The 25,319-nt window shown below is 42.6% G+C and carries 17 protein-coding genes and 4 pseudogenes; 17 read left to right on the top strand and 4 right to left on the bottom strand.

The features are described from left to right. Nucleotides 1-27 precede the first annotated feature (27 nt). Complete coding sequence (locus LEPTO7376_RS20260; RefSeq protein ID WP_015135912.1) at nucleotides 28-963, bottom strand: phosphoesterase DHHA1; 936 nt, start codon at nucleotides 961-963, stop codon at nucleotides 28-30. Between the two features lie 184 nt (nucleotides 964-1,147). Here LEPTO7376_RS20260 and LEPTO7376_RS20255 point away from each other — a divergent pair, with 184 nt between their 5' ends. Both LEPTO7376_RS20255 and LEPTO7376_RS20250 read left to right on the top strand, forming a co-directional pair. Then, nucleotides 1,148-1,351 (top strand): hypothetical protein, encoded by a 204-nt coding sequence (locus LEPTO7376_RS20255; RefSeq protein ID WP_015135911.1) that lies wholly within the window; start codon nucleotides 1,148-1,150, stop codon nucleotides 1,349-1,351. Between the two features lie 104 nt (nucleotides 1,352-1,455). Then, nucleotides 1,456-2,073 (top strand): isochorismatase family cysteine hydrolase, encoded by a 618-nt coding sequence (locus tag LEPTO7376_RS20250; protein ID WP_015135910.1) that lies wholly within the window; start codon nucleotides 1,456-1,458, stop codon nucleotides 2,071-2,073. A 29-nt stretch (nucleotides 2,074-2,102) separates the two neighbouring features. Here the strand turns inward: LEPTO7376_RS20250 and bchH are convergent, their stop codons facing one another. Then, nucleotides 2,103-5,828 (bottom strand): magnesium chelatase subunit H, encoded by a 3,726-nt coding sequence (gene bchH / locus LEPTO7376_RS20245; protein WP_015135909.1) that lies wholly within the window; start codon nucleotides 5,826-5,828, stop codon nucleotides 2,103-2,105. Between the two features lie 695 nt (nucleotides 5,829-6,523). On the opposite strand from bchH, the gene LEPTO7376_RS20240 reads away from it, so the two are divergent. The 11 genes and pseudogenes from LEPTO7376_RS20240 to LEPTO7376_RS20190 all read left to right on the top strand — a co-directional run. Then, entirely contained in the window at nucleotides 6,524-7,690 is a 1,167-nt protein-coding gene (locus LEPTO7376_RS20240) for an FIST signal transduction protein (RefSeq protein WP_015135908.1), read from the top strand. A gap of 22 nt (nucleotides 7,691-7,712) precedes the next feature. Beyond that, nucleotides 7,713-8,789, top strand: coding sequence for a sensor histidine kinase (locus LEPTO7376_RS20235; protein WP_015135907.1), 1,077 nt, complete (start codon nucleotides 7,713-7,715; stop codon nucleotides 8,787-8,789). 54 nt (nucleotides 8,790-8,843) lie between these two features. Further along, nucleotides 8,844-8,930, top strand: a pseudogene (locus LEPTO7376_RS29295) (IS630 family transposase); the annotation flags it as partial. 34 nt (nucleotides 8,931-8,964) lie between these two features. Further along, nucleotides 8,965-9,363 (top strand): transposase, encoded by a 399-nt coding sequence (locus LEPTO7376_RS28055; RefSeq protein ID WP_225901139.1) that lies wholly within the window; start codon nucleotides 8,965-8,967, stop codon nucleotides 9,361-9,363. Nucleotides 9,364-9,376: 13 nt separating this feature from the next. After that, entirely contained in the window at nucleotides 9,377-9,949 is a 573-nt protein-coding gene (locus LEPTO7376_RS28050; protein ID WP_041763060.1) for an IS630 family transposase, read from the top strand. 4 nt (nucleotides 9,950-9,953) lie between these two features. After that, nucleotides 9,954-10,756: pseudogene (locus LEPTO7376_RS29290) on the top strand (IS630 family transposase); the annotation flags it as partial. A gap of 272 nt (nucleotides 10,757-11,028) precedes the next feature. Beyond that, complete coding sequence (locus tag LEPTO7376_RS20210) at nucleotides 11,029-11,886, top strand: IS982 family transposase (RefSeq protein ID WP_015135906.1); 858 nt, start codon at nucleotides 11,029-11,031, stop codon at nucleotides 11,884-11,886. Nucleotides 11,887-11,951: 65 nt separating this feature from the next. Then, the gene (locus LEPTO7376_RS20205) at nucleotides 11,952-12,962 is read left to right on the top strand and encodes an ATP-binding protein (protein WP_225901231.1); all 1,011 of its coding nucleotides are present in this window, start codon (nucleotides 11,952-11,954) and stop codon (nucleotides 12,960-12,962) included. Then, the gene (locus LEPTO7376_RS23975) at nucleotides 12,959-15,595 is read left to right on the top strand and encodes an EAL domain-containing protein (protein WP_015135905.1); all 2,637 of its coding nucleotides are present in this window, start codon (nucleotides 12,959-12,961) and stop codon (nucleotides 15,593-15,595) included. Before LEPTO7376_RS20205 ends, LEPTO7376_RS23975 begins: the two co-directional genes overlap by 4 nt. 251 nt (nucleotides 15,596-15,846) lie before the next feature. Then, nucleotides 15,847-16,926, top strand: coding sequence for a magnesium-protoporphyrin IX monomethyl ester (oxidative) cyclase (gene acsF, locus LEPTO7376_RS20195; RefSeq protein ID WP_015135904.1), 1,080 nt, complete (start codon nucleotides 15,847-15,849; stop codon nucleotides 16,924-16,926). A 140-nt stretch (nucleotides 16,927-17,066) separates the two neighbouring features. Then, nucleotides 17,067-17,312: pseudogene (locus tag LEPTO7376_RS20190) on the top strand (magnesium chelatase ATPase subunit I); the annotation flags it as partial. Nucleotides 17,313-17,370: 58 nt separating this feature from the next. On the opposite strand, the gene LEPTO7376_RS20185 reads toward LEPTO7376_RS20190, so the two are convergent. Beyond that, nucleotides 17,371-18,228, bottom strand: coding sequence for an IS982 family transposase (locus LEPTO7376_RS20185; protein ID WP_015135903.1), 858 nt, complete (start codon nucleotides 18,226-18,228; stop codon nucleotides 17,371-17,373). A 244-nt stretch (nucleotides 18,229-18,472) separates the two neighbouring features. Here LEPTO7376_RS20185 and LEPTO7376_RS29285 point away from each other — a divergent pair. Then, a pseudogene (locus tag LEPTO7376_RS29285) lies at nucleotides 18,473-19,347 on the top strand (IS630 family transposase). Nucleotides 19,348-19,844: 497 nt separating this feature from the next. Here LEPTO7376_RS29285 and LEPTO7376_RS20170 read toward each other — a convergent pair. Further along, nucleotides 19,845-21,431, bottom strand: coding sequence for a glucose-6-phosphate isomerase (locus LEPTO7376_RS20170; protein ID WP_015135901.1), 1,587 nt, complete (start codon nucleotides 21,429-21,431; stop codon nucleotides 19,845-19,847). A 118-nt stretch (nucleotides 21,432-21,549) separates the two neighbouring features. Here LEPTO7376_RS20170 and LEPTO7376_RS20165 point away from each other — a divergent pair, with 118 nt between their 5' ends. The 3 genes from LEPTO7376_RS20165 (at nucleotide 21,550) to LEPTO7376_RS20155 (ending at nucleotide 25,315) form a co-directional block, all read left to right on the top strand. After that, a complete protein-coding gene (locus tag LEPTO7376_RS20165; RefSeq protein WP_015135900.1) occupies nucleotides 21,550-23,190 on the top strand; it encodes a S8 family serine peptidase in 1,641 nt (546 codons plus the stop codon). A 39-nt stretch (nucleotides 23,191-23,229) separates the two neighbouring features. Then, the gene (locus LEPTO7376_RS20160; protein ID WP_015135899.1) at nucleotides 23,230-24,639 is read left to right on the top strand and encodes a hypothetical protein; all 1,410 of its coding nucleotides are present in this window, start codon (nucleotides 23,230-23,232) and stop codon (nucleotides 24,637-24,639) included. Nucleotides 24,640-24,727: 88 nt separating this feature from the next. After that, on the top strand, nucleotides 24,728-25,315 hold the full coding sequence (locus LEPTO7376_RS20155; RefSeq protein ID WP_015135898.1) for a hypothetical protein: 588 nt from the start codon (nucleotides 24,728-24,730) through the stop codon (nucleotides 25,313-25,315). The last annotated feature ends 4 nt before the right edge of the window (nucleotides 25,316-25,319 follow it).

The raw sequence follows: 25,319 nt of genomic DNA, 5'->3' as shown, positions 1-25,319 counted from the left end.
TCGTCCAAACTAGACTGAATTTCCGCTTTAGCCGTCTGCATTAATTTTGGTGATTAGCTCTTTCAACACAGCTTCAGCCTTGTCATTATCCACTTGGCAAGTACCCGCATTGGCGTGACCACCACCGCCATATTGCAACATCAACTCACCAATATTTGTTTGAGAAGAGCGATCGAAAATCGATTTACCCACGGCATAAACTGTATTTTGCTGCTTTAATCCCCACAGTGCATGGATTGAAATATTGCACTCAGGGAAAAGCGCATAAATCATAAATCGGTTGCCTGTATAAATTGTTTCCTCTTCCCGCAAGTCCAGCACAACAACATTGCCATGAACAGTTGAACATCGTTTTAGCTGCTCTTTAAATTTGTCTTCGTGGTCAAAATAAAGTTCGCTACGTTCTTTGACATCAGGCACTTCGAGAATGTCTGCAATCGAGTGCTCCTTACAGTAATCAATCAACTCCATCATGAGCTGATAATTTGAAATCCGAAAATCCCGGAAACGACCTAAACCAGTGCGCGCATCCATCAGAAAATTGAGCAGAACCCAATCTGTCGGGTGCAAACATTCCTCCTGACTGAATTGAGCAGAATCTGCTTTATCCACAGCGACCATCATCTCGTCGCTGATCATCGAGAATTTTTCTTTCCCACCGTAATAGTCGTAAACAACTCTTGCTGCAGAGGGCGCATCAGGGTCAATGACGTGGTTGTCTGGTTGCTCAGCATTACGGAGCGTTTCACTGTAATGATGGTCGAATGCGAGATGAGCCTCTTTCACATAAGGGAGGTTGGTTGTGATGTCCTGCCCAGTGATATCGACCTTGCCATCTTGCATATCTTTCGGGTGTACGAACTTGATGTCATCGATGAGGTCAAGTTCTTTTAGTAAAACACCACACACTAAACCGTCGAAGTCACTACGGGTTACGAGGCGATATTTAGAAGATGAGGTCATAGGATTTATCTAAAACTTATATTGCTGCTACTGTTTAAATTTTGAGGAAAGATATTTTTACCCTAGCCTTTTCTCAATGATTCTTAATGCAGAGACGAGATAAGGCTACTCTTTTAAAGCTGTTGGATAATGGGCGTTTCTCTTGTGATATTGGCTGAAGGTGAAATGATCACATGCTGAGTCAATGACAGAATTTAAAAACGATCGAGGTGATGCAACAATGACTTTTAATATTAGACGCTTTTTTGTGCTGTTTATTCTTGCGGCAGCGGGATGGTGGTTTGTTGCGGATCCTGATGTGGGTGATAACTGGTCTTATTTTGTAAGTTTCGTGTTTTTATCAAGTGTTTTTTTTATTTGTTTTGAGCTAGATCCGAACGAAGATTAGATTTCTTGCAATTTGGCGATCGCCAAATTGATTAGGGTTAGGCTTGATTTAGTCAGGTGTTTCAATAAACCTCTAACGAAAATTACGTTTTAGGAGTAGGCGAGATGGATCCTCAAAAAACGGCGTTGGTGCTAATCGAATATCAAAACGATTTTGTATCGGAAGGTGGCACATTACACGCAGCGGTAAAGTCTGTGATGGACGCAAGCAATATGCTGGCAAACACAGTCGAAACGATGAAAAAGGCACGTCAATTGGGAGTCGCGATTGTCCATCTGCCGATTACGTTTACTGAGGATTATCACGAATTAACATCTCAGCCCTACGGCATTCTCAAGGGTGTTGTTGATAGTCAGTCTTTTCAAAAAGGGACTTGGGGCGCGGCGATCGCCGATGAACTCACTCCAGAATCTAGCGATATTGTGATTGAAGGCAAACGAGGTTTATGTGGGTTTGCCAGTACAAATCTCGATTTTATTTTGCGGAGTCGAGGGATTACAAATTTAGTGTTGGGCGGCTTTTTAACGAACTGTTGTGTCGAATCCACGATGCGAACTGGCTACGAAAAAGGCTATCGCGTTTTTACACTCAAAGATTGCACCGCAACAGTTAGTGCTGAGGAACAGCAGCTGTCCATCGAAAAAAATTTCCCGATGTTTTCCCAGCCCCTCAATCATGAGGAATTTTTAGCGCAACTTACCCCTACAACAGTGACTGTTTAAGGAAATTACTATTGTAAGGAACTACCACTTTAAGCATTAGGGCTTGCCACACCTTCGATTACATCATCCGTGAGGTCGTATAACTCATTGAGTTTGGCGAGTTTGTCATCAGAAGCTTGCCAAAAACCACGGCCATTCGCTTCGATCATCCGACTGACAATATTGCGAAACGCTTCGGGGTTTGCCTCTCGTAATTTCGCTGCCATATCTTCATCGAATGCATATGTGTCAGCGGCTTGGTCATAAACCCATTCATCGGTGAAATCGACTGTGCCGCCCCAACCTATCAACGCAGTCATTCGCTGGGAAATTTCGTAGGCTCCCCCTGATCCTTCATTCGCCATCGCCCCTGCCCATTTGGGGTTGAGTAATTTTGAACGGTACTCCATGCGTAAAACTGATTCGAGTTTGCGGGGCGTGGTGTCTTTTGAGAAGCTCTCAACGAAGCTGGCAGTAACTTGCTTCCCACTGGCATTTTCGGCAGCTTTTTTGAGGCCGCCAGTATTCGCGTAATACTCTTGGATGTCGGTCAGGCCATATTCCACTGAGTCGATTTCTTGGATGAGGTGATCGCCCGTCTCCAATAATTTTTTGAGAACTTCTGGACGGGCTTGGCCTTTGTCATTGCGACCGTAGCTAAACTGATTTCGTCCTTCCCAAGTTTTGGCTAATTCATCGCCATTTTCCCAATTCCCTTCGACTACTTGATCATTTACGAGAGAACCGAAATCTCCAGCGGGATTAGAAAAAAGTCTTGCCGATGCATTGTCGATACCTTGGGCTTCTAATTCGAGGGTATGTTTGCGAATGAAATTCTGCGCTGGATCTTCATCAATTTCAGCTGCACGGATAAATAAATCATCCAGTAATTCGATGATATTCACAAAACTATCTCGGAAGATTCCAGACATATTCGCCAAAATATCGATGCGGGGATGACCGACGTTTTCGAGGGGAATTAATTCATATCGAACGATGCGACCTGTTCCTTCTTTTACGGGTTCTGCACCGACTAATTCCAAAAGAATGCCTAGCGATTCTCCCTTGGTTTTAATGGCATCCAATCCCCACAACATCACTGCCACAGTTTCAGGATAGTTACCGGTTTCTTCGAGGTGCTGGACAATAATTTTTTTTCCAATTTCTCGCCCACGGGCATAGGCGGCAGGGGACGGCATTCGATAGGGATCGAGGGCATGGATATTCCGTCCTGTCGGCAATACACCCATCCCATCCCGTAACAAATCGCCACCAGGAGCAGGGGGAATGTATTCGCCGTTTAAGCCTTTTACTAAATTTGTGATTTCGTCGTCTGTTTGCAGTAACAAATCCCGAATCTGCTGGGCTTCTTGTAATAGTTTTGGTAGGCGATCGCCAGACTCTACATTTTCACCATGAGAGATTTTCTTGATGGTTTGTTCGGGGAGGCGATCGCCAAAATAAGCCGCTAAATAAGATTGAATTGTTTCGCCATCAGGTTTCTCTCCTAGAACATGTAACCCCGACGAAAATAGCCGTTGTTCTAGAATTTGCAGATAGTCATAAACCTGCACAAAATAATCTTGAATCACTTCTAAATCAAAGCTTTTCGCATTCTCGACAGTGAACTCGATTTCTGTTCTTTCTTCCGATGTAAATGGATAATCCTCTGGTAATCCCATGTCTACAATCTTTTGGATAATGTCCGGTTGCAGCGCTGAATTTGCCTCTGGATTTTCGCGATATTCCGCAATTAAATCCCGCACCACCAGAAGCTCTTTATAGAGCCCAGCACGACCATAGGGCGGCACATTATGGGAAATCAAAGTGCCATAGCCTCGCCGTTTTGCCAGGATCGATTCCGAGGGATTATTCGCCGCATAGATATATAGATTAGGAATATTTCCTAGCAAAATATCGGACCAAGAATAGCTGGTATTTCCCAATGGCGAACCCGGCAACCATTCCACTGTGCCATGCATCCCAAAATGAATCATTGCGTCAGCTCTGAAATCATTTTGCAACCATTTATAGAAGGCTGCGTATTGAGGGTGAGGGGTTAAATCTTTCTCAAACATTAACCGCATTGGATCGCCAGAAATTCCGAGGGGAGGCTGTACCCCAATCCACACATTTCCAAATTGAATGCCACCAACTTGGAGCTTCCCACCAAATGTTTTTAGTCCTGTTTCTGTGAGACTTTGCCATTGATTTTCGATACGCTTGGTGAGCAAATATCCCAACCATCGATCCATTGTTTTGACATCAATATTTTTTAGCGTTTGGGGCGAAAATTCTGGGTCGAGTCGATAAGCTTCATCTGCCTCCTTTACCATTTTGATAATCGCTTCGCCGTCATCTGGAAAATCACCGACATCATATCCTTGGGCTTTTAAAGTCTTGAGGAGATGGATTAAACTCCTCGGCACATTTAGGAGAGCGGCGGTTCCAGTTGCGCCATAACCCGGCGGAAATCCATAGAGTAAAATTGCCAATTTTTTTTCAGCAGGAGCCGCATTTCGGAGGCGAATCCACTGTTTGACGCGACCAGTGAGACGTTTGACGCGTTCTGGAATGATGTAAATGTCTTCGCCAACTAGACCACCGAGAGGCACTGTATCGATCGCCCCATCGAGTTCGGGCAGAGAGTAGAGAACGACGCTTTGCAAACCACCAATGCCTTGCCGTGTCCAGGAATGGAGGTCTTGGATGAGGAGGGGAGCGGCGACAATATAGGGAATATTTTTGGCGGTGAGAATACTTTTAGCGACTTCAATTTGGCGACCAGCTTCCATTGAACCAGCAGGGCCACCAACCAATGGGAAACCGATAGTTGAGACGATGCTATCTACTTTGATTGCATCAGGCTTGAGAGATTTAATTTGGATATGACCGACCAAACGCTGATGTTGTTCATAATCTGTGGTGAGCCAATCTCGGACGATGACATGACCTTCGACACCATTAATGAAAACTGGTAGCGGAGTGAGTCCGTCTGCCTCGAATTTTTGGATGAGCTGGGGGATATATTTTTGATTGGTGATGACGTGTTTTCTATAGAGTAAAACCGCCACAACGGGATTGAATTTTTGGTCAGGAAAAGTCTTGCGATGCCACTCTAAGTAATCTTTTGGAGATGTGAAATAGCCATCATATTTTGGATGCAATAAACCCATATTGGGGGTTTCAATTACTTCCGGTAGTTTGCCGATTTCTAGGCCGAGATAGTTTTCGGCGATCGCCCAACACATTGCCGCGACATTCGCTGTACCGCCAGCATTCCAGTAGCCATAGATGATTAGCCAATTGCGGAGATCTTGAACCTTTTTCGCGGGAATATATTTGAGGAGTTTAGGCCCAGTTTTTAGAAAGCTGAGGTAACCTGCGAGCTTATCTTCTTCCTTACTATTTGTGAATTTGCCGAGGATAAATTTAATTGGCTTGGGCATTCCTTTGGGTTTTTCGCCGATCACAAATTTACCCAGTCGGGTCAATGCCATCAACTCCAACGCCGACTCAAATACCAAGCGGGTTGGGATATGGTCTAGCCGTTCCCGCAGCCACATCACCTGGTCATAGTCAAAAATTAGGCTCGCAAAAAAGACTTCTGCACCGGCGATCGCCTCCGCCACTACATCCGGTTGAGATGCAATATCGCGATCCGTAAAGGTCACCACCTCCAACTCTGGACAACGGGCGATCGCCTGAGCTGCGGCATCCCGATATAAGCTCGCATTAAACGCCTCAAACCCTGTGATGATGACTATGCGTTTCATGGTGGCTGCCTTTACCTTTCGTTACAAGCAGATCTTAGCAAGATTTCTCGAAGAGGTAAGCCATATAAGCGATAAGGATTTAGCCAATCAATTTTCTTCTAACCCATCTTTCAAGAAGATTAGATAGAGATTATTTGAATCTGGCTATTCTCAGATTGGAGAAATACAAAAAATATATATTCAACCATTATTTATTCTGAAATCTACCGAAAAAATATCTGTAATTTATTTTTATTTCCCATGTTTTTACAGGCTACATAATTCAAAATATTTTTTTGTACTTAGTAGGTCTGTAGGATTTTGAAATTTATAATCCTATTTTCTTATTGCATCAAGAGGATTGATACTGACAGTTGAATTGGGAGATTTTGTCATGAAAATCTTTTATCTCAATACTTCACAGGAGCTGTTTCTATCTTCAAGGATCTCGTTAGCGTCTTTTTTACATCACTTCTTGATGCTATCTGACGAAGAATAGTATCATGAATTTCTCTATATATTCATCTGCTAAATCTACTAAAAAAATAAGGTTTCTCTCATGTAAATCTTTATCAATAGTTTAAGAGTATAGATATTTTTAGATAATAGGATAAAGTTACTGAATCAGCATTAAATACTATTAGAATATGTATTTATGTAGGGTGTAATATACCGATCGTCATTTTGTGAAAGTGCTTTTTAGGAATTAAAGATTGATGTTTAAAGTTGTTGTTGGTCATAGTGTAGATCCAGAATCCCAAGATGCAATCGAGGAAATATTGGAGCAGTGTCAAGAGTCTTTAGCGGATCTCAAGCCTCAGGCTGGCATTTTGCTCGCAGCGTTGGATTTTGATCATGAACTTGTCCTACAAGAAATCAATCAATCTTTTCCAGGAATAGAGTTGATTGGTTGTACGACTGATGGGGAAATGTCGTCAATATTGGGGTTTGAGCAAGGGTCGCTAACGCTGATGCTCTTCTGTTCTGATACTGTTCAGATTCATGCTGGAGTGGGTCATAGAACAGCTGAAGATGCGATCGCCGCCGCTGCTGAAGCCGTTAAACAAGCCACGGATAAAAGCACAGAAGAAGCCAAGCTTTGTATTACACTGCCCGCCAGTTATATCGATGCGGAAACAGTGACGAGTGGCGAAGAAATTTTAAAAGGTTTAAATCTTGTGCTCGGTGCGCAGATCCCTGTGGTGGGTGGGACTGCTGGCGATAAATCTCTATTTCAGAAAAGCTATCAGTTTTTTGGCACAGAAGTTTTAACGGATGCCTTACCCGTTTTAATATTTTCGGGAGATTTAGTTTATTCTTTCGGCGCTGGTTGTGGTTGGCAAACGATTGGCAAGAAAAGTATCGTCACGAAATCCAAAGAAAATGTTGTATATGAGATTGATGGCAAGTCGGCTAAAGATTTTTATCAGCAATATATCGGTGATGTCGAGCCAGCCAAAGAAAATCCCCTCGCTGTCTATACCGATGAAGGCGATCGCCACTATCTGCGTGTCCCCAATCTATGTGACAAAAAGACAGGCAGTATTACATTTCTTGGCAATGTCCCAGAAAATTCAGAAATCCAGCTGACCGAAGTTAGCCGTGACCGTATTATTGAAGCATCTAGAGCCTCTTTTGAGATGGCATTAGATCGCTATACCGGCGACAAACCTGAAGCAACTTTATTGTTTTCTTGCTGTTGCCGCCGTTGGGTCTTAGGTACAAGAACAAAAGAAGAATATCAACTCGTTCAAAATGTTCTTGAGAAAGAGATTCCTAGCTGTGGGTTTTACACTTATGGTGAATTTTCTCCTCTAAATCCAGATGGTGTAAATTTCTTTCACCAAGAGACTTTCGTCACACTCTTGCTGGGAACCGAATAGATAAAGAAATGACTGTTAGGCTATGACACTGACTCCTCATGAAAAAGAAATTAAAGCCTTAAAGAAGCAGGTTCGTATCCTTCAGAAAAAGCTGGATTATTCCGAGGCAGATCGACTGCGTTTGGAAGAAGGAAATAATCTAAGAGAAAAGTTTCTAAAGAGTTTAATCAGTAAATTAGAAAGCTCTGAAAATTCTTTAACGCAGCGAAGTCAGGAATTGGAAGAGACTCTGAAAAACATCCAAGCTCTCCAATCGAAGCTGGTCGAATCAGAAAAAATATCTGCCCTAGGTGTCCTAGTGGCGGGTATTGCCCATGAAATTAATAATCCGATTAGCTTTATCTACGGAAATATCTCCTATGCGATGGAGTATTTTCAGGATTTGTTGAAGTTGATTAGTTTATATGAAAGACATTATCCTGAACCTCATTTAGAAATTGCACAAAAGCGTCAAGATATTGACTTGGATTTTTTACAGGAAGATTTGTCTTCTGTATTGGAGTCAATGGATTTTGGTGCCGAAAGAATTAAGAATATTATTTTGTCATTGAGGACATTTGCACGGTTAGGTGAATCATCTCTGAAAGCTGTCGATATTCACACAGGTATTGATAGTAGTTTGATGATGTTAAATAACCGCTTACAAACAGGGAAAGTGCCAATCAAAATCACAAGTGATTATGGTGATCTTCCTAATATTGAATGCTTTGCAGGTCAGCTCAATCAGGCATTTTTAAATATTCTGACAAATTCGATTGATGCGATTGAAGAGAGTGTGGATAAAAAAACGGACGAGAATGTGTCAGAACTCAAAGAGATTGTGATTACAACTCAAGTGATTGGTGACGAATCTATTGGTATTATCATTACTGATAATGGGGTAGGGATGTCAGAAGAGGTTCAGGCTCATCTTTTTGATCCTTTTTTTACGACCAAACCTGTTGGGAAAGGGACAGGTCTCGGTTTGGCGATCGCCCACCAAATCATTACAGCGCAACATCAAGGCTTAATTCACTGCACCTCAACGGAAGGCCAAGGAACTACCATTACTATTTCTCTGCCTGTCTCCATCAATACTCAACTCACCCACTCTCTATAGCAGGCAAGGAGTGGGTTAAGACAAAATAGGATAGAAGCAATAAACATAGATGCCATGCCTGCTCCCCATAGTCTTGATTTACGCCTAAAAGCTGTTGCCGCCTTCGATAAAGGTGAACGAAAAAGTGATACAGCAAATTTCAGCCTAGCAAGGTGTATGAAGTAGTATAGGTGAGTTGACTGGTGAGGAAGAAAGTAGCATCTTGCCGAAAGCCTACTCATTAGACTTAAGACAGAAAATAGTGGATGCCTACGAAAGGGGTGGTGTGAGTCAAAGTAGTCTTGCCCGACAATTTGGAGTGGCGAAAAGTTTTGTACAAAAGCTCCTCGACCAAAAACGACTGACAGGGTCGATTGCTCCGAAAAAACGAAGCCAACAAACACCTCCCAAATTAAACGAAGAGCATCAAACAATATTGCGCCAGTTGCTCACCAAGAAAAACGATACGACGCTAGCGGAACTATGTGATGAGATGGAGAAACGCACTGGTCTCCGTGTGGCCAATAGCACCATGCATCGCACCTTAAGAAGAATGGGATATAGCCTCAAAAAAAACATTCTATCCAGACCTTAAGGCGACAAAACGAGTGCAACAAGCCAGATATGATTTTTGGCAGAAAATGCAAGCGACTCTAGCGAAAAACTTGATTTTTATCGATGAATCGGGCGTGAACTTAGCCATGACAAGACTGAGGGCACGTTCTGAGAAAGGGAAACGAGCTTATAGTCCGAAATCCAGTAAACGAGGCAAGAATGTTTCTTTGATTGGAGCATTAGGCTTCAAGGGAATGGTCGCTAATTATCATCTGCTGGGGAGTACGGATGGATTAACCTTTGAAGCATTCATCAGCCAGAAGTTAATACCAAACTTATGGGCGGGAGCATGTGTGGTGATGGATAACTGTTCGATTCATTTAGGAGAGTCAGTACGCACAATGATTGAGGCCGTGGGAGCTAAGTTGATTTACCTTCCTCCCTATTCTCCAGATTTTTCACCCATTGAAAATTGCTGGTCAAAGTTGAAAAGTACCTTGAAAAGTATCGGGGCAAGAACTTATCTAGCTCTAGACAAGGCAATTGAGGTAGCTTTTTCCAAGATTACCCTTGATGATATTCGATGCTGGTTTACACATTGCTGCTATTGCACCTCACTCGACTAGAAATTGCTATATCTGTCGCTTCTTTGGTATTAGCCGAAATACGCTAGACCTGTGGCTGAAACGACGAGAGAAAATCGGTTCAGTCGCTCCGAAGACAGATTACCGTCGAGGCCCTCAACCGAAGATTAATGATCTAGATGCTTTTCGTGCTTTTGCAGAGGAATATGGGCATCTAACCCAGAAGGAAATGGCGGAGAAATGGCCAGAGTCTATTAGTGATGCATCCAGACGTGAAGCTCTACGGAAAATTGAATTTACTCGAAAAAAAAGACCTATCGATATCAAGAGAGAGATAAAGAATTAGAAAAAGCATTTGTGGCACAACTGAAGCAGTATGTCCAAGAACGACTCGTATATATCGATGAAAGTGGATTTGATAATACCTTAGATTATGGGTATGGCTACTGCCATAAGTCAGAGAGGTTTATCGCAGAGAAGTTAGGTCATCGTACAGAACGAGTTAGCGTGATTGGAGGATGGCGAGAGGGAGAGCAGATAGCACCGATGGTATTTGAGGGCTATGCCAACAGCGCCTTAGTTTGCCAATGGGTAGAGGATTGCTTAGTGCCAGAGTTGATTCCGGGTCAAATTATTATTCTGGATAATGCCAGTGTTCATCCAAAGGAAAGAATACAAACATTGGTGGCGAAGGCAGGATGTGAAGTGATATTTTTGCCACCCTACTCACCACACCTGAACAAGATAGAGAAGTTTTGGGGGAGGTTAAAGAAGGAGGTAAGTAAGCTCATCAAGAAGACTGAGGATTTGTTCGATGCCATCAGAATAGCCTTCTGTTCTATGTCCTAACCTTCTCCTTCGCTGCTATAAATCTAATTAATGAAGTTTTAGACTTGTCTAAGTTGGATTCTGGAAGGGCAGAATTGCAACTCTCAAATTTTGATTTACATGAGCTTTTTGAACAAATATATGGATTGTTTTCTTCCCAATGCCAAAACAAGAATATTACCTTGCAAGTTGATTGGGAAGATGATGTCCCTAAATAACGTGAGTTCTGGATAAGGAAAGAAAAGAAGAAAGCTCATATCGTGGCAGTTGAAACCAATCCACAGCTTTCTCCTATGCTTAGTTTAGACGCTTTATTTTGTGACGTTGACGATTTCTGCCAGGTCTTTGAACCTCAGCGGCATCAAGAATTACTTAGCTCTTGCAAAAGGTATCGTCACCGTTCTAGAAGCCTAAGCTTGAGTGAGGTGATGACGATACTGATTGCATTTCATCAATCTCACTATCGTAATTTCAAGCATTTCTATCTCCTGATGGTGCGACACTATTGGCAAAAAGCCTTTCCCAAAGCAGTGAGTTATCAACGCTTTGTGGCATGGATGCCCTCCAGCTTAGTGCCTCTATGTGCCTATTTATGTGACTGTTATGGAGATTGCACAGGCATTAGTTTCATTGATGCCACCAGTATCAAAGTTTGTCACAATCGCCGTATTGCCCAACATCGAGTCTTTAACGGTCATGCCGCTAGAGGTAAAACCTCTGTTGGATGGTTCTTTGGCTTCAAACTCCATCTGGTCATTAATGACCGAGGAGAATTACTTCATGTACAAATCACTCCTGGCAATATTGATGACAGAAAGCCTGTCGTTGAACTGTTACGGAATTTATTCGGCAAAGTTTTTGGAGATAAGGGCTATGTGTCCCAAGCTCTGGCACAACATCTCAAAGAAGAACATGATGTGATGTTAATTGCTAAACCTCGCCGCAATATGAAGAATCGCTTGATGCTCTGGCAAGATACATTCATCGCTCGTAAACGAGCTTTGATTGAAACAGTGATTGACCAACTGAAGAACATTTCTCAGATTGAGCACTCTAGGCATCGTAGTCCAGCGAACTTCTGTGTCAATTTGCTGTGTGGCTTGATTGCCTATTGTCATCAGCCTAAGAAACCTTCTCTCCAACTCAATTAGAGTCTCATTTCCTTATCCAGAACTCACGTTAAATATATTAAATGTGATGAAAAAAACTACGACAAATTCTCATCAACCTCATTGGTAATGCCGTCAAATTTACAGAGGTAGGTGGCATTACTATTCAAGCTCAGGTGAGTACAGAATTTGAAAAAGTTATCCTTAAAACTAGTGTGACGGATACAGGTCGAGGGATTTCTGAACAAGATATCACAGAGATTTTTCGCTCTTTTATACAGACACAGCATGATAAAGGAGGAACTGGTCTTGGCTTAGCTATTAGTCAGAAATTTGCCGAATTAATGGGAGGTTCACTTTCTGTAGACAGTAATCTTGGTCAAGGGACAACATTTACTTTAGAGACTCCCATAACCATTGTTGATGAGCAAAGTCTGCCCAAAGCAACACCAGAACGACGGGCGATCGCCATTGCTGAAGGCCAACCAACTTATCGTATTCTCGTGGTTGATGATCGCTGGACTAACCGCCAATTTTTAATGAAATTGCTTGAACCATTTGGCTTTGAGCTGCGAGACGCCAGCAATGGTAAAGAAGCCGTCACCATTTGGGAAGAATGGACGCCACATCTAATTTGGATGGATTTACGAATGCCTGTTATGGATGGGTACGAAGCCACAAAATACATAAAATCCCAGCCTGGAGGTCAAAGCACAATCATCATTGCCCTGACAGCTAGTGTATTTGAACATGAGCGAAACCTTGTCCTTGCAGAAGGATGCGATGATTTTGTCCGAAAGCCAGTTAAGGAAGTTTTAATATTTGAAAAGTTAAGTCAGTATCTCGGGATTTTATTCATTTATGAAGATACAATTAGGAATGTTAAGACAGGTCGAGTTGCATCACTTCTAGGTATAAATCCTTTAGCGAACATGCCAGGCACATGGCTACAGGATTTAAGGCAAGCAGCTCTTATTGCAAAACCAACACCGATATTCCACTTAATTGATCATATCTCTGCGGAAAATTCTACTGTTGCTGCTCATTTAAGAAACCTAGTTAAAAACTATCAATTTCACGACATTATCCAGTTAGTTGATGAAGCTAGAGAGCCATGAGTGCCGATTTATTTGACGGCAAAACACCTGAGATTTTAATTGCTGATGACACATTGGAGTCATTAGCTGTACTTACAGAGACAATTTCTAGCCATGGCTATGATGTCCGTAGCGTCAGCAAAGGTTTCCTCGCCTATGAATCGGCATTAGCCGCACAACCAGACTTGATTTTACTAGACATTAGAATGCCAGCTCTATCTGGCTATGAAGTCTGTAAAAAACTCAAAGAACATCCTGCGACACAAGACATCCCCATTATTTTTATTAGTGCTTTAAATGAGGGTTTTGATAAAGTCCAAGCATTTGCCGTAGGTGGTGTTGATTATATTACTAAACCTTTCCAAACTGAAGAAGTTTTAGTACGTATTCAAAGCCATGTCGCATTGCATTTCTCTCGACTCCAGATTCAAGATCTAAATAGCGAACTAGAACAAAGAGTTCAAGCAAGATCTATCGAGTTACTGGAGAGTAACAGGCAATTACAGAATGAGATTATCGAAAAAGAAAGTATTGCCCAAAGTCTTCGTGAGAGTGAATCAAAATTTCGACAAATTTCAGAATGTATTGATGAAGTTTTTTGGTTGACTAACTATGATTCCCGTACGCGATGTTTTACGAATGTTGAGTATGTTAGCCCGGCCTTTGAAAAAGTCTGGGGAAAAGAAACTCAAGTTTTATATGACAACCATTTTGAATGGACTAATGCAATTCACATTGATGATCGTCAGCGTGTTATCCATGCGTTTTCTGATGAGGCAATCAAAGGTGCTTTTGAGGAAGAATATCGTGTTGTGACACCTGATGGGGGAGTGCGTTGGATTTATGACCGCGGCTTTCCAATTCATGACAAAGCTGGTGAGGTTTATCGTGTTGCTGGTATCGCCCAAGATATTACTGAACGTAAAGTTGCTGAATTAGAGCGTGATCGCGTCTTTAAACTTTCCCTCGATTTATTATTTGTCGCTAATGACCAAGGCGAATTAGAGCGAGTGAATCCTGCTTGGACTAAATTATTAGGATATTCCTCTCAAGAATTGCAAAATCAATCATTTTGGGACTTTATTCATCCAGATGATTTAGATTTAGTCGAGCAGGATTCTTTACAATTATTAAGCAATGGGAAAGAGATCGATTCTCTAGAGCTTCGTTGTCGGCGAAAAGATAATTCTTACATTTGGACAGCATGGAATATTGTTCCTTTCCTTCGTGAGAACCGACTATATGGAGCTGGAAGAAATATCGCCCAACGTAAAGCCTCAGAAGCTCGATTTGTACATGAAATTCTACATGATGCATTAACTGGTTTATCAAATCGTGTTCATGTAATGCAGCAGATTAAACAGGCGATCAAAAAAGAGCGGAGGCATCCTGATCATCATTTTGCTGTTCTATTTATTGATCTAGATAATTTTAAGCAAATCAATGATACTTTGGGTCATTTGATAGGTGATAAATTACTGATTAAAATCGCAAAAATATTAGAGAAATCGGTAAGAGAAATCGATTCGGTTGCCCGTTTAGGAGGAGATGAATTTTTGATTCTTCTAGAAGATTTTTATGTTTTACAAGATGTATTAAGGGTTGTGGAGAGAATTCAAGATCATTTAAAGACATCTTTTATGCTTGAGAGTCATGAAGTCTTTTCAAGTGCGAGTATTGGCATCGTTATTGGAACTCCAGATTATCAAAGTGTCTCTGATATTATTCGAGATGCTGATATTGCAATGTATCGAGCTAAAGCGGAACAGAAGGGGAGTTATGCAATATTTGATCAGGAAATGTATGCAGAGACATTACATGAAGTTGAGTTAGAGAATGCTTTGCGTCAAGCGATAACCAACAACGAATTTCGTATCTATTTTCAACCGATCGTCAATCTCAAAAATGCTTCATCACTCGAAGGATTCGAAATTCTCTTGCGTTGGCTACATCCTGAAAAAGGTTGGATTCCTCCTTCTGAATTCATCCCCATTGCTGAGGATATTGGATTAATCAATTCGATTGATCAATGGGTTTTTCACCAAGCGTGTGTGGAGTTTCAGAGATTAACTGCTAGCTATAAAGATTTTGAAAGGTTATATTTCAGTATTAATATTTCTGGTCGTCACTTAAAAGATCCGTCTCTGATTAGTAGTTTAGAAAGTACTTTGAAAACAACAAAGGTCCCTTGTGATTGTCTGAAATTAGAACTGACCGAAAGTAGTTTGATTGATAATACAAATACTGCTGTAGAAATTCTTTCATTACTTCAAAATAAAGGGCTTAGAATTAGCTTGGATGATTTTGGGACTGGCTTCTCTTCATTGAGATATCTACATCAGTTTCCAATTGATGTAATCAAAATTGATCGCTCTTTTATTCTGAGTCTCGATAAAGGCGATCGCGAGCAAAGTATTATTCATGCGATCATCACTCTTGCCAAAGCATTAGGGTTTAAAACAGTGGCAGAAGGTATCGAGACAAATGCTCAATTAATGAAAATCAAGTCCTTAGGCTGTGATTCTGGACAAGGTTATTTATTTTCAAGACCAATGTCTAAATACAAGCTCATAGACTTTTTAAGCCAACATGGATTCTTGCGGCAAAATTCTTCTGTGGCGATCGCCCATTATGACGATAGACAGAGCGCATAATGAAGCATCTCAAAACATTCATTCTTACCTCCGACCTTTAATAAGTTTGAGTTCAGGAGAGAGCAGGCGATCGGCCCATGGTCGACTGCAACAGTTTGTAACAATATGTATAAACTATTCACACAAAAGGGTTTCTACCCCACTCATGACCTTGTTAAACTGTAACCTAACAAAATACGACCAGTTATAGTGGTTCGGCCAAATTGGTGGATGCCACGCACTGTTTAATAAGGACGCAATAAATTACAGATATGGTAAGTACTGTTAACAAACCCTCTGGATCAGATGAGCTGCGCCCCGGCGTCAAAGTTCCAGCAAAGGAGACGATCCTCACACCCCGCTTCTACACCACCGACTTCGACGAGATGGCAAAAATGGATTTGTCCGTCAACGAAGAAGAGATGGAAGCCATCATTGAAGAGTTCCGCGTAGACTACAATCGTCACCACTTTGTTCGTGACGAATCCTTTGATGTCTCCTTTGACGGCATCGAAGGCAAAACCCGTGAGCTTTTCGTTGAATTCCTAGAGCGTTCTTGTACTGCCGAATTTTCCGGTTTCCTTCTTTATAAAGAATTAGGCCGTCGTCTCAAAAATAAAAATCCCCTTTTGGCTGAAGGCTTTAACTTGATGTCCCGCGATGAAGCGCGTCATGCTGGTTTCCTCAACAAAGCCATGACAGACTTCAACTTGTCTCTTGACCTTGGCTTCCTCACAAAGAGCCGTAGTTATACATTCTTCAAGCCTAAGTTCATCTTTTACGCGACTTACCTCTCCGAGAAGATTGGTTACTGGCGTTATATCAAGATTTACCGCCACCTCGAGAAGAATCCTCAAGACCAGATTTACCCTATCTTCAAGTTCTTCGAGAATTGGTGTCAGGATGAAAACCGTCATGGTGATTTCTTCGATGCATTGATGAAGACTCAACCCAATATTCTCAACGACTGGAGAGCGCGTCTTTGGTGTCGTTTCTTCCTCCTCTCTGTCTTTGCCACCATGTATCTCAACGACACTCAGCGTTCTGGGTTCTATGAGTCCCTTGGTCTCGATGCACGTCAGTTTGATAAGGAAGTGATTTACGAGACTAACAACACTGCTGGTCGCGTATTCCCCATCATCCTTGATGTTGAGAAACCTGAATTCTATGAGCGTCTCGAAACTTGTGTAAGCAATAACGAGAACCTCCGCGAGATTGTGGAATCTGAGGCTCCTGCTCCTGTGAAATTCTTGAGGAAGCTTCCTGCATACATCTCGAACGCAACTAACTTGATCAGCTTGTACTTCATGAAGCCTATTCGTGTTGATCAGCTCGAAGGCACAGTTCGTTAAATTGGCTCTTTCGATTTTGTGGGTTTGATCTAGATTCATTTTTGCCAAAAATAAAATCTCCTCATGACTCTGCTCTGGGGAGAGTTTTTAGTGCATGGATAAGATATTTTCTGATCTGAGCTTAAGGGATGACAAGCGGGTTAAAAGTGAAAATTTCTGAGGTTTGCTCCGAAGCAGATATTGACGGTTTGCGAGGTGATAACCGTGCAGCCAAAACATTAGCTGCTTACGAAGGTCGTACTGAAGCTACTGTTGATGATATTCGTCGCGTTGTAACTCTCTGTCTTCGTCACCGTCCCCGTAAAGACCCTCTTGAATCCATTGATTCTGGCTATAAAGTACAGAAGATCGTTGCTCGTGTCTTCGGTCTCGAAGAAGAAGAGTAAGACTTACTATATCTAAATAAATTTATGTAACGTGAGTTCTGGATAAGGAATGATAGCTTTAATCAAGCTGTAAAGAAGGTTTTTTGGGTTGATGGCAGTAAGCAATCAGCCCACACAGCAAGTTCACACAAAAGTTTGTGGGACTGCGATGTCGGGAATGTTCAATCTGTGAGATGTTCTTCAGTTGGTCAATAACTGTCTCAATCAAAGCCCGCTTACGAGCAAAAAGTTTATCTTGATAAACCATCAAATGATGCTTCATATTTCGACGAGGTTTAGCCATTAGGGTCACCTCATGTTCCTCTTGAAGATGCTGGGCTAAAGATTGTGAGACATAGCCTTTATCGGCAAAGACTTTACCCCATAAGTCTTGCAATAACTCCACTACAGGTTGGCGGTCATCGGTATTTCCGGGCGTCACTTGGACGTTGAGTAATTCTCCTCGCTCATTGATGACCAGGTGTAGTTTGAAGCCGAAGAACCATCCCACCGAAGTCTTGCCCCTTGCCGCGCAACCTTCAAAAACACGGTGTTGAGAGATACGGCGATTATGGCAAACCTTGATGCTGGTGGCATCAATGAAGCTAATACCAGTGCATTGTCCGAAGCATCGTCGCAGATATGTACAGAGAGGAATCAAGCTCGAAAGTATCCATGTCACAAAGCGTTGATAGCTCACAGCTAGAGGAAACTCTTGTTGCCAATCGCATTTCACCTTGATGAGATAGAAATGCTTGAAATTTCGATAGTGAGATTGATGGAAAGCAATGAGAATAGTCATCACCTCACTCAGACTGAGGCTTCTCTGACGGCGACGGTATTTTTTGCCAGAGCTGAGTAACGCTTGATGCCATAAGGGTTCAAAGACTTGGCAGAAATCATCAACATGGCAAAACAGAGCCTCTAGACTGGACATGGGAGAAAGCCGTGGATTCGTTACAACTTCCACGATATGGGCTTTCTCCTTTTCTTTCCTTATCCAGAACTCACGTTATTTAGTAGAGATATTTCATGAAATGTCCCTATTCTTCTGTTTAGGGCAAGGTGATGACCAAAACGCGATTGCAGTATTCAAAAATTGATTGTTTAGTTTTGATGAAATATAGCAGGCAAGGAGTAGGTTAAGACAGAATAGGATAGAAGCAATAAACATAGATGCCATGCCTGCTCCCCATAGTCTTGATTTACGCCTAAAAGCTGTTGCCGCCTTCGATAAAGGTGAACGAAAAAGTGATATCTGTCGCTTCTTTGGTATTAGCCGAAATACGCTAGACCTGTGGCTGAAACAACGAGAGAAAATCGGTTCAGTCGCTCCGAAGACAGATTACCGTCGAGGCCCTCAACCGAAGATTAATGATCTAGATGCTTTTCGTGCTTTTGCAGAGGAATATGGGCATCTAACCCAGAAGGAAATGGCGGAGAAATGGCCAGAGTCTATTAGTGATGCATCCAGACGTGAAGCTCTACGGAAAATTGAATTTACTCGAAAAAAAAGACCTATCGATATCAAGAGAGAGATAAAGAATTAGAAAAAGCATTTGTGGCACAACTGAAGCAGTATGTCCAAGAACGACTCGTATATATCGATGAAAGTGGATTTGATAATACCTTAGATTATGGGTATGGCTACTGCCATAAGTCAGAGAGGTTTATCGCAGAGAAGTTAGGTCATCGTACAGAACGAGTTAGCGTGATTGGAGGATGGCGAGAGGGAGAGCAGATAGCACCGATGGTATTTGTTGAGGGCTATGCCAACAGCGCCTTAGTTTGCCAATGGGTAGAGGATTGCTTAGTGCCAGAGTTGATTCCGGGTCAAATTATTATTCTGGATAATGCCAGTGTTCATCCAAAGGAAAGAATACAAACATTGGTGGCGAAGGCAGGATGTGAAGTGATATTTTTGCCACCCTACTCACCACACCTGAACAAGATAGAGAAGTTTTGGGGGAGGTTAAAGAAGGAGGTAAGTAAGCTCATCAAGAAGACTGAGGATTTGTTCGATGCCATCAGAATAGCCTTCTGTTCTATGTCCTAACCTTCTCCTTCGCTGCTATAGATCAGTTTCTATTTTCTGTATGTAAAATTGCTTCATTTCTTCGTCTACTCTTTCAATAAGACCTTTGTAGTGAAAATGTTCAAGAAGTTTTGGATAGCCGAATACAGCCTGAACAGCATATTCACCTTGATCATAAAATGTTGAGAATTCCCAATTGTTAGGGATTCGATTATCAACAACAGTAAACAGCTCTGCAGGATACTAGCTTGGCTGATTTGTATCATCAACAATCAAATAAAAAATGATCCGATACCAGTAACAAACACCGTAAACATTAAAGATTGAATCTAATCGGATATTGAAATGCGTTTTACTAACCTGCGTCTTTACATGTCTGAGATAAAGCTGAGCCTTCTGTTGTAATACATTGAATCCTCATTTTTAGTCTAAGGTTTTATTCCTGAAAGGTTGATCGCCTTCATCGCAAATATAGTAAAACTCATATGGTATTAGATTGAAGGCGATCACGATTTTTTCTATATGCGACTGATGCTTAACTCGGCAGGTTTAGCGGGATTCCCTTCAAGTTTGATAGAACGACCATTGGCAGCAAGGTGACGCACAATTTTATAAATCACCTCGATTTGCTCTTGTTCGCCAACTTTACTCGCTAAGCTATCGAGAGTTAAGGCAGACTCATTCGCTTTAACGGCATCAACGACTTTTTTCTGGAGGTCGAGAACAGAAGCTGCGGCTTTTTTCCCTGCTTCCACGCCAGGCTGGTGATAGGCATTGATATTTACGAGAGATGCATAGATGGTGACGGCACGCTCATACAACGCAATCATTGCACCGACAGTGCGGGGATTCACTTCTTGGATCGTGAGGGTGATTGAGTCACGGTTATTTTCAAACAAAGCTTCACGAGTTCCCAGTAAGAAGCCAGAGAGGAAATCTCCTGCTGTTGCGCCATTTTCGATGTTTATGGATTCTCCTTGGCGATCGCCCAACACCTCAATCAAAGTGGCGAAGAAATTAGGAATACCTTCACGGAGTTGTTGCACATAGGCATGTTGGTCGGTGGAACCTTTATTTCCGTAGACGGCGATACCTTGATATACCTTGTTGCCATCAAGGTCTTCTTCTTTACCGAGGGACTCCATCACGAGTTGCTGTAGATAACGGCTAAAGAGTAGCAAACTATCTTTGTAAGGCAGGATCACCATGTCTTTTTCGCCTTTACCATTGCCGGAGTAGTACCAAGATAAGGCAAGGAGAGCAGCGGGATTTTGCTTTAATTCAGCTAGACGAGTCGCATCATCCATCACTTTTGCACCGTCGAGCATGGCATCGATATCAATACCTTGTAATGACGCTGCGACTAAACCTACTGCTGACAGTTCAGATGTTCGGCCGCCGATCCAGTCGTACATTGGGAATGTGTTTAACCAGTGCTCTGACTTTGCGACATTTTCGAGCTTGGAACCAATACCTGTAATAGCGATCGCATGGGAAGAGAAATCAATATTGTGCGTTTTGTAGAAGTTTTTGACTTCCACCATGCCATTGCGGGTTTCGGGAGTGCCACCAGATTTGGAGACCACAAGGACAAGGGTGGTATTTAGTCGGTCTTTAAGACGATCAAGAACGCGATCAATGCCTGCAGGGTCACTATTGTCAATAAAGCTGATCGCAAGGGGGGCATCATTACCTGCGAGGGCTTCGGTGACAAACTGGGGGCCTAAGGCTGAGCCACCAATACCAACGGAGAGAATATCGGTGAATTTTGCACCACCAGGTGCTGTGATTTCGCCACTGTGGACGGATTTCGTGAATTTCTGGATCTTGTCGAGGGTGGTTGTAATATCTGCTTTCAACTCGGCATTCGGGGCAAGGTCAGGGTTGCGGAGCCAATAATGTCCCACCATGCGGCCTTCGTCAGGGTTGGCGATCGCCCCAGCTTCTAATGCTTTTATATCTTCAAACGCTTTCGTGAATTTCGGTGCTAAACTCTGCACAAACGCGTCATCAAAACCCATCCGACTAACATCGATATAAAGTTCTAGTTCGGGATGGTAGTAGAGCCAATCTTGGTAGCGTTGCCAGAGTGCGGCGGTATCCATATATAAATATCTCAGTCTGAATTTCTATGATTTACGTTAAGTTTAACTAGAGGCAGCCCTCTCGTTAGTAGCGATTCACATTGTTTAGTATTCGGTTTTAGGTTAATAAGCAAAGCTCATGCAGGGATTTGGACAACAACGCTCGCTATTCGGTTTATTTACTTGTTCTTGCGCGGTTTTGGGGAGCTTTAATGGAGCGATCGCCGAATCACTGCATCCGTCCATTGGAGAGCTGGGAATCCAAGCCACAACCCTACACGCTGAACCCTACGATCTTTTAGGCCGAAAAATTGCCATTGGCCAAGTTGAAATCGGTCGTCCTGGCAAATTTGGCCTCGATAAACGTGCCGCTTGGCAGCCGCAGCTCAATCTACCGCAGCTTTTTTTTGTTGATGGTAAAGCGATCCCTGATGAAAATGTCGATGACCATGCCGGAATGGTCGCAGGGGTAATGATTAGTCGCGATAAACGTCAACTGGGTGTTGCTCCAGCAGCAAAGCTCTTTGCATCGGCGATTGGGTCACTGGATGAATCAGGACAACCTCAAGAATGTCTCGCAACCCAACATGTCGCTTTGCAAAATAGCCAAGATGTAAGGGCTATTAATTTTAGTTTTGGGGAATCCCTCGCCCGAGATGATCGAAGCAATCCCATCCTTGATGGCAACTCTTTATTTACGCAGTGTCTTGACTGGTCTGCGCGGGTTTACGATGTACTCCATGTGGTTGCTGGGAATCAAGGCAGTGGTGGCATTCCCATCCCCACAGATCAATACAACGGCATCACCACGGCATATACCACCAGATTTAAGGGCGACGAGTTTAATAAAGTCGACTTTGCTAACCTTAGTTCTCTACCAGAAGGGATTGGCAGTTCGCTGATTCGTGAAGAAATTAATTATGGCGATCGCCGTGCCATTAGCTTGACTGCACCCGGTAGCCGATTAGAACTGATTACTACTTTCAATAAAATCAAAAAAGTCAGTGGCACAAGTTTTGCCGCGCCCCATATTACGGGAACCGTGGCCTTGTTGCAGGAGTATGGCGATCGTCAAATCACGAACAAGGTAGAAAATTGGAGTTTAGATTCCCGTCGCCATGAGGTGATTAAAGCTGTTTTGTTGAACTCAGCAGAAAAAGTTGAGGATCAAGGAGATGGAAAATTATTAGGGATGGAACGCACCATTCTCAAAGAAAATAACCTCACTTGGTTTGATTCCGACGCGGCAACTAATTCTGAAATTCCCCTCGATATTCAAATGGGCACAGGTCAACTTAATGCCCGGCGATCGCACGAACAATTTGCAGGAGGTCAATGGTCACCCACAACAACCGTGGCAAATATTGGCTGGAATTACGACGAACTGCCTCACCAGAACTATCATGACTACCTCATTGATGCGCCATTAATCGCCGATTCCTATGTCTCTGCGACAACCACTTGGGACAGAAGAGTTGAATTAAATGACCTCAACCAAAATGAACGTTATGACGAAGGTGAAACTTTTCAGGATTTGGGATTAAACAATTTGGATCTATATTTACTGCCTGCAACGAGCGATAACCTCAAGGATGCAATTTGTCATTCTAATAGCAGTGTGGATAGTGTTGAGCATTTATTTTGCCCCGTGCCGAATACTGCCCAATACAAATTACGGGTTGTCTTTCCCGACAAGGTAAACGAAGACACCCAAAATTATGCGATCGCCTGGTGGAGTGCAGCTCAAAATCCTAGCCTTGCAATAGAAACTCCAAACTAATTTTTGCGTCAGTGACGATAGCCACTGTTAGCCAAATCCATGAAAACGCGCCGATTTTTCTCCTTCTGTGCCCTTCTTCTCTTTAGTGCCCTAACTATTATTTATTTTCCCGGCGATCGCCTTGATGCAGCCCCTTGGTTTCGATCGTCAAATTATTGGGGTTCTGATGGGCAAGATGGTCGCTCTGGAAGGGATGGCCGAGACGGCATTGATGGCGTAAATCAAGTTATTTATGCTGAGGGAGCACCGCTTAATTTTGACCTATCTGGTAGTGATGGTCGCGACGGTGATGACGGTGAATATGGTGAATCGGCTATTTGTCCCATTTATTGGGATCGACCAGAACGTAATATCAACGGTGCAGATGGCGGCGATGGCGGTCATGGTGGCGATGCAGGGCGCGGCGGCAATGGTGGCAATGTCACAATTTTTTATCAGCAACCCCAAGATTTAAGAAGCGTTTTTATTAATAACAGTGGTGGACTAGCTGGAGAATCTGGCCGCGGTGGCTATGGCGGCGAAGGGTGCGATTGTTATCACAATTCATGGCGTATCAAAACTTGTGAGTGGGAAGAAAAAACCCGCGCTGATGGAACCACCTACCAAGAAGAAAAATGTAAGCGCAAAACCTATTATTGTCGCGATGGTTCTGATGGACGCGATGGACGCGATGGCCAGATTGCAGACGATGGACGCTTTGGTCAGGTTACCCTCGTCCAAAATTACACGGATATTCCCCGCGAAAATCCAGTCAAGCGCGCCTCTGTTGCTCAGCTCGAAAATACAGGGGTGACCCTCTCTAAAAATATTTGGCGATCGCAGTCCGGTTTGTTGAGTAAATTAGCTGGTGGCTCACGCGTCCCGAATAACTACAAAGAGCATGTCGAATTTGTGGAAGTACCTGTTTCTCTCGTTTGGCAAGCAGCTCAGCCCAAAGCGAATTTTAACGATGCAGAATTTGAACTAAGGTTGGGCGATCGCCGTGATCTTTCAGCGAAACAAACGGGTGATCTTTGGTTGGATTATGATGTGATGCGCCAAGGTGAGGGTTATAAGGTGACCGTAAAAAGGGCGATCGCCAAATCCGATGCAACTCAACTCATTCGCCAGAGCGTAAATGGAGAAGGCCGAGACCTCAAAATGACCCTTGTCGATCTTGGACAATATCCAGATTGGATCAATACAGATTTCCGAGTTATTTATCGAACCCGCAACCCTAACCCAGAGTTCCGCGAAGGCTATACCTATACTAGTCGCTATGAAGCTGATTTAGACCCTGCTTACTTCGAAAAAAATGGCGAAGAATTTCTTCTTCATCTCGGCGATCTCCCGATGAATTTCAAATATCTTCAGAGTGGAACAGGCGTAGAAATTGAAGTCAAAGCAACCCGTTCTTTTGCTGATAACAGCACAACCCAAATTATCTCTTGGATAGGAGTTCTACCTTAAACATAGATATTCTGGTTGTGGTTGATCTCTATAATCAGAAACTCACTATGGGAGCTGAATATCGCATTTCCATTAAACCTAGAATGAAATGACTAATACTTATTTTGAAAATATTCCATCATGTCAGATTGAACTTCTACAAAAGATAATTGGGCAGAGAGTAGAAAACCTTATTCGATACAGTTGGTGGTCTGCTGAAGAATCTACTGCTCAAGCTGACATTGATGAACACGAAGTTTTTTCACTAACAGCAGGCCCTCTACTCCTGTACTTCGATTCTGGGTTAGTGATCGGAGCAGCAAGTAATCCATCCCTAAATTCTGTGACTGTGTGGATTGAAGAAGATCAAAATGAAGTTGTGCAAAGTGGCAAACCTATAGAATCAGATGCGCAACTATTCCCTATAGAAGCAAGAGATCGAAAATATAGTCACTTACTCTGGAGAAAACTTATCGGTCAAAAAGTCTGTGATTTTACCATTCTCAAACAAAAGCCAATCAATGTTCTATATGAGGACTTACCTAATGAGGTCGGTATAATAATCACTTTTGAGCAAGGACTAGCCTTCGTACTATCTCACGGACTTCACGATGATTCTGATGACTTTTCTGTCATACAAAAATCTCACATATCAGAGCAAGTTCTAAATACGATTATTGAAATTCAATCTTGCTAAAAAA

It is taken from the genome of [Leptolyngbya] sp. PCC 7376 (genome assembly GCF_000316605.1).
GTDB lineage: Bacteria > Cyanobacteriota > Cyanobacteriia > Cyanobacteriales > MRBY01 > MRBY01.
This window is presented reverse-complemented; position numbering and strand designations above follow the sequence as displayed.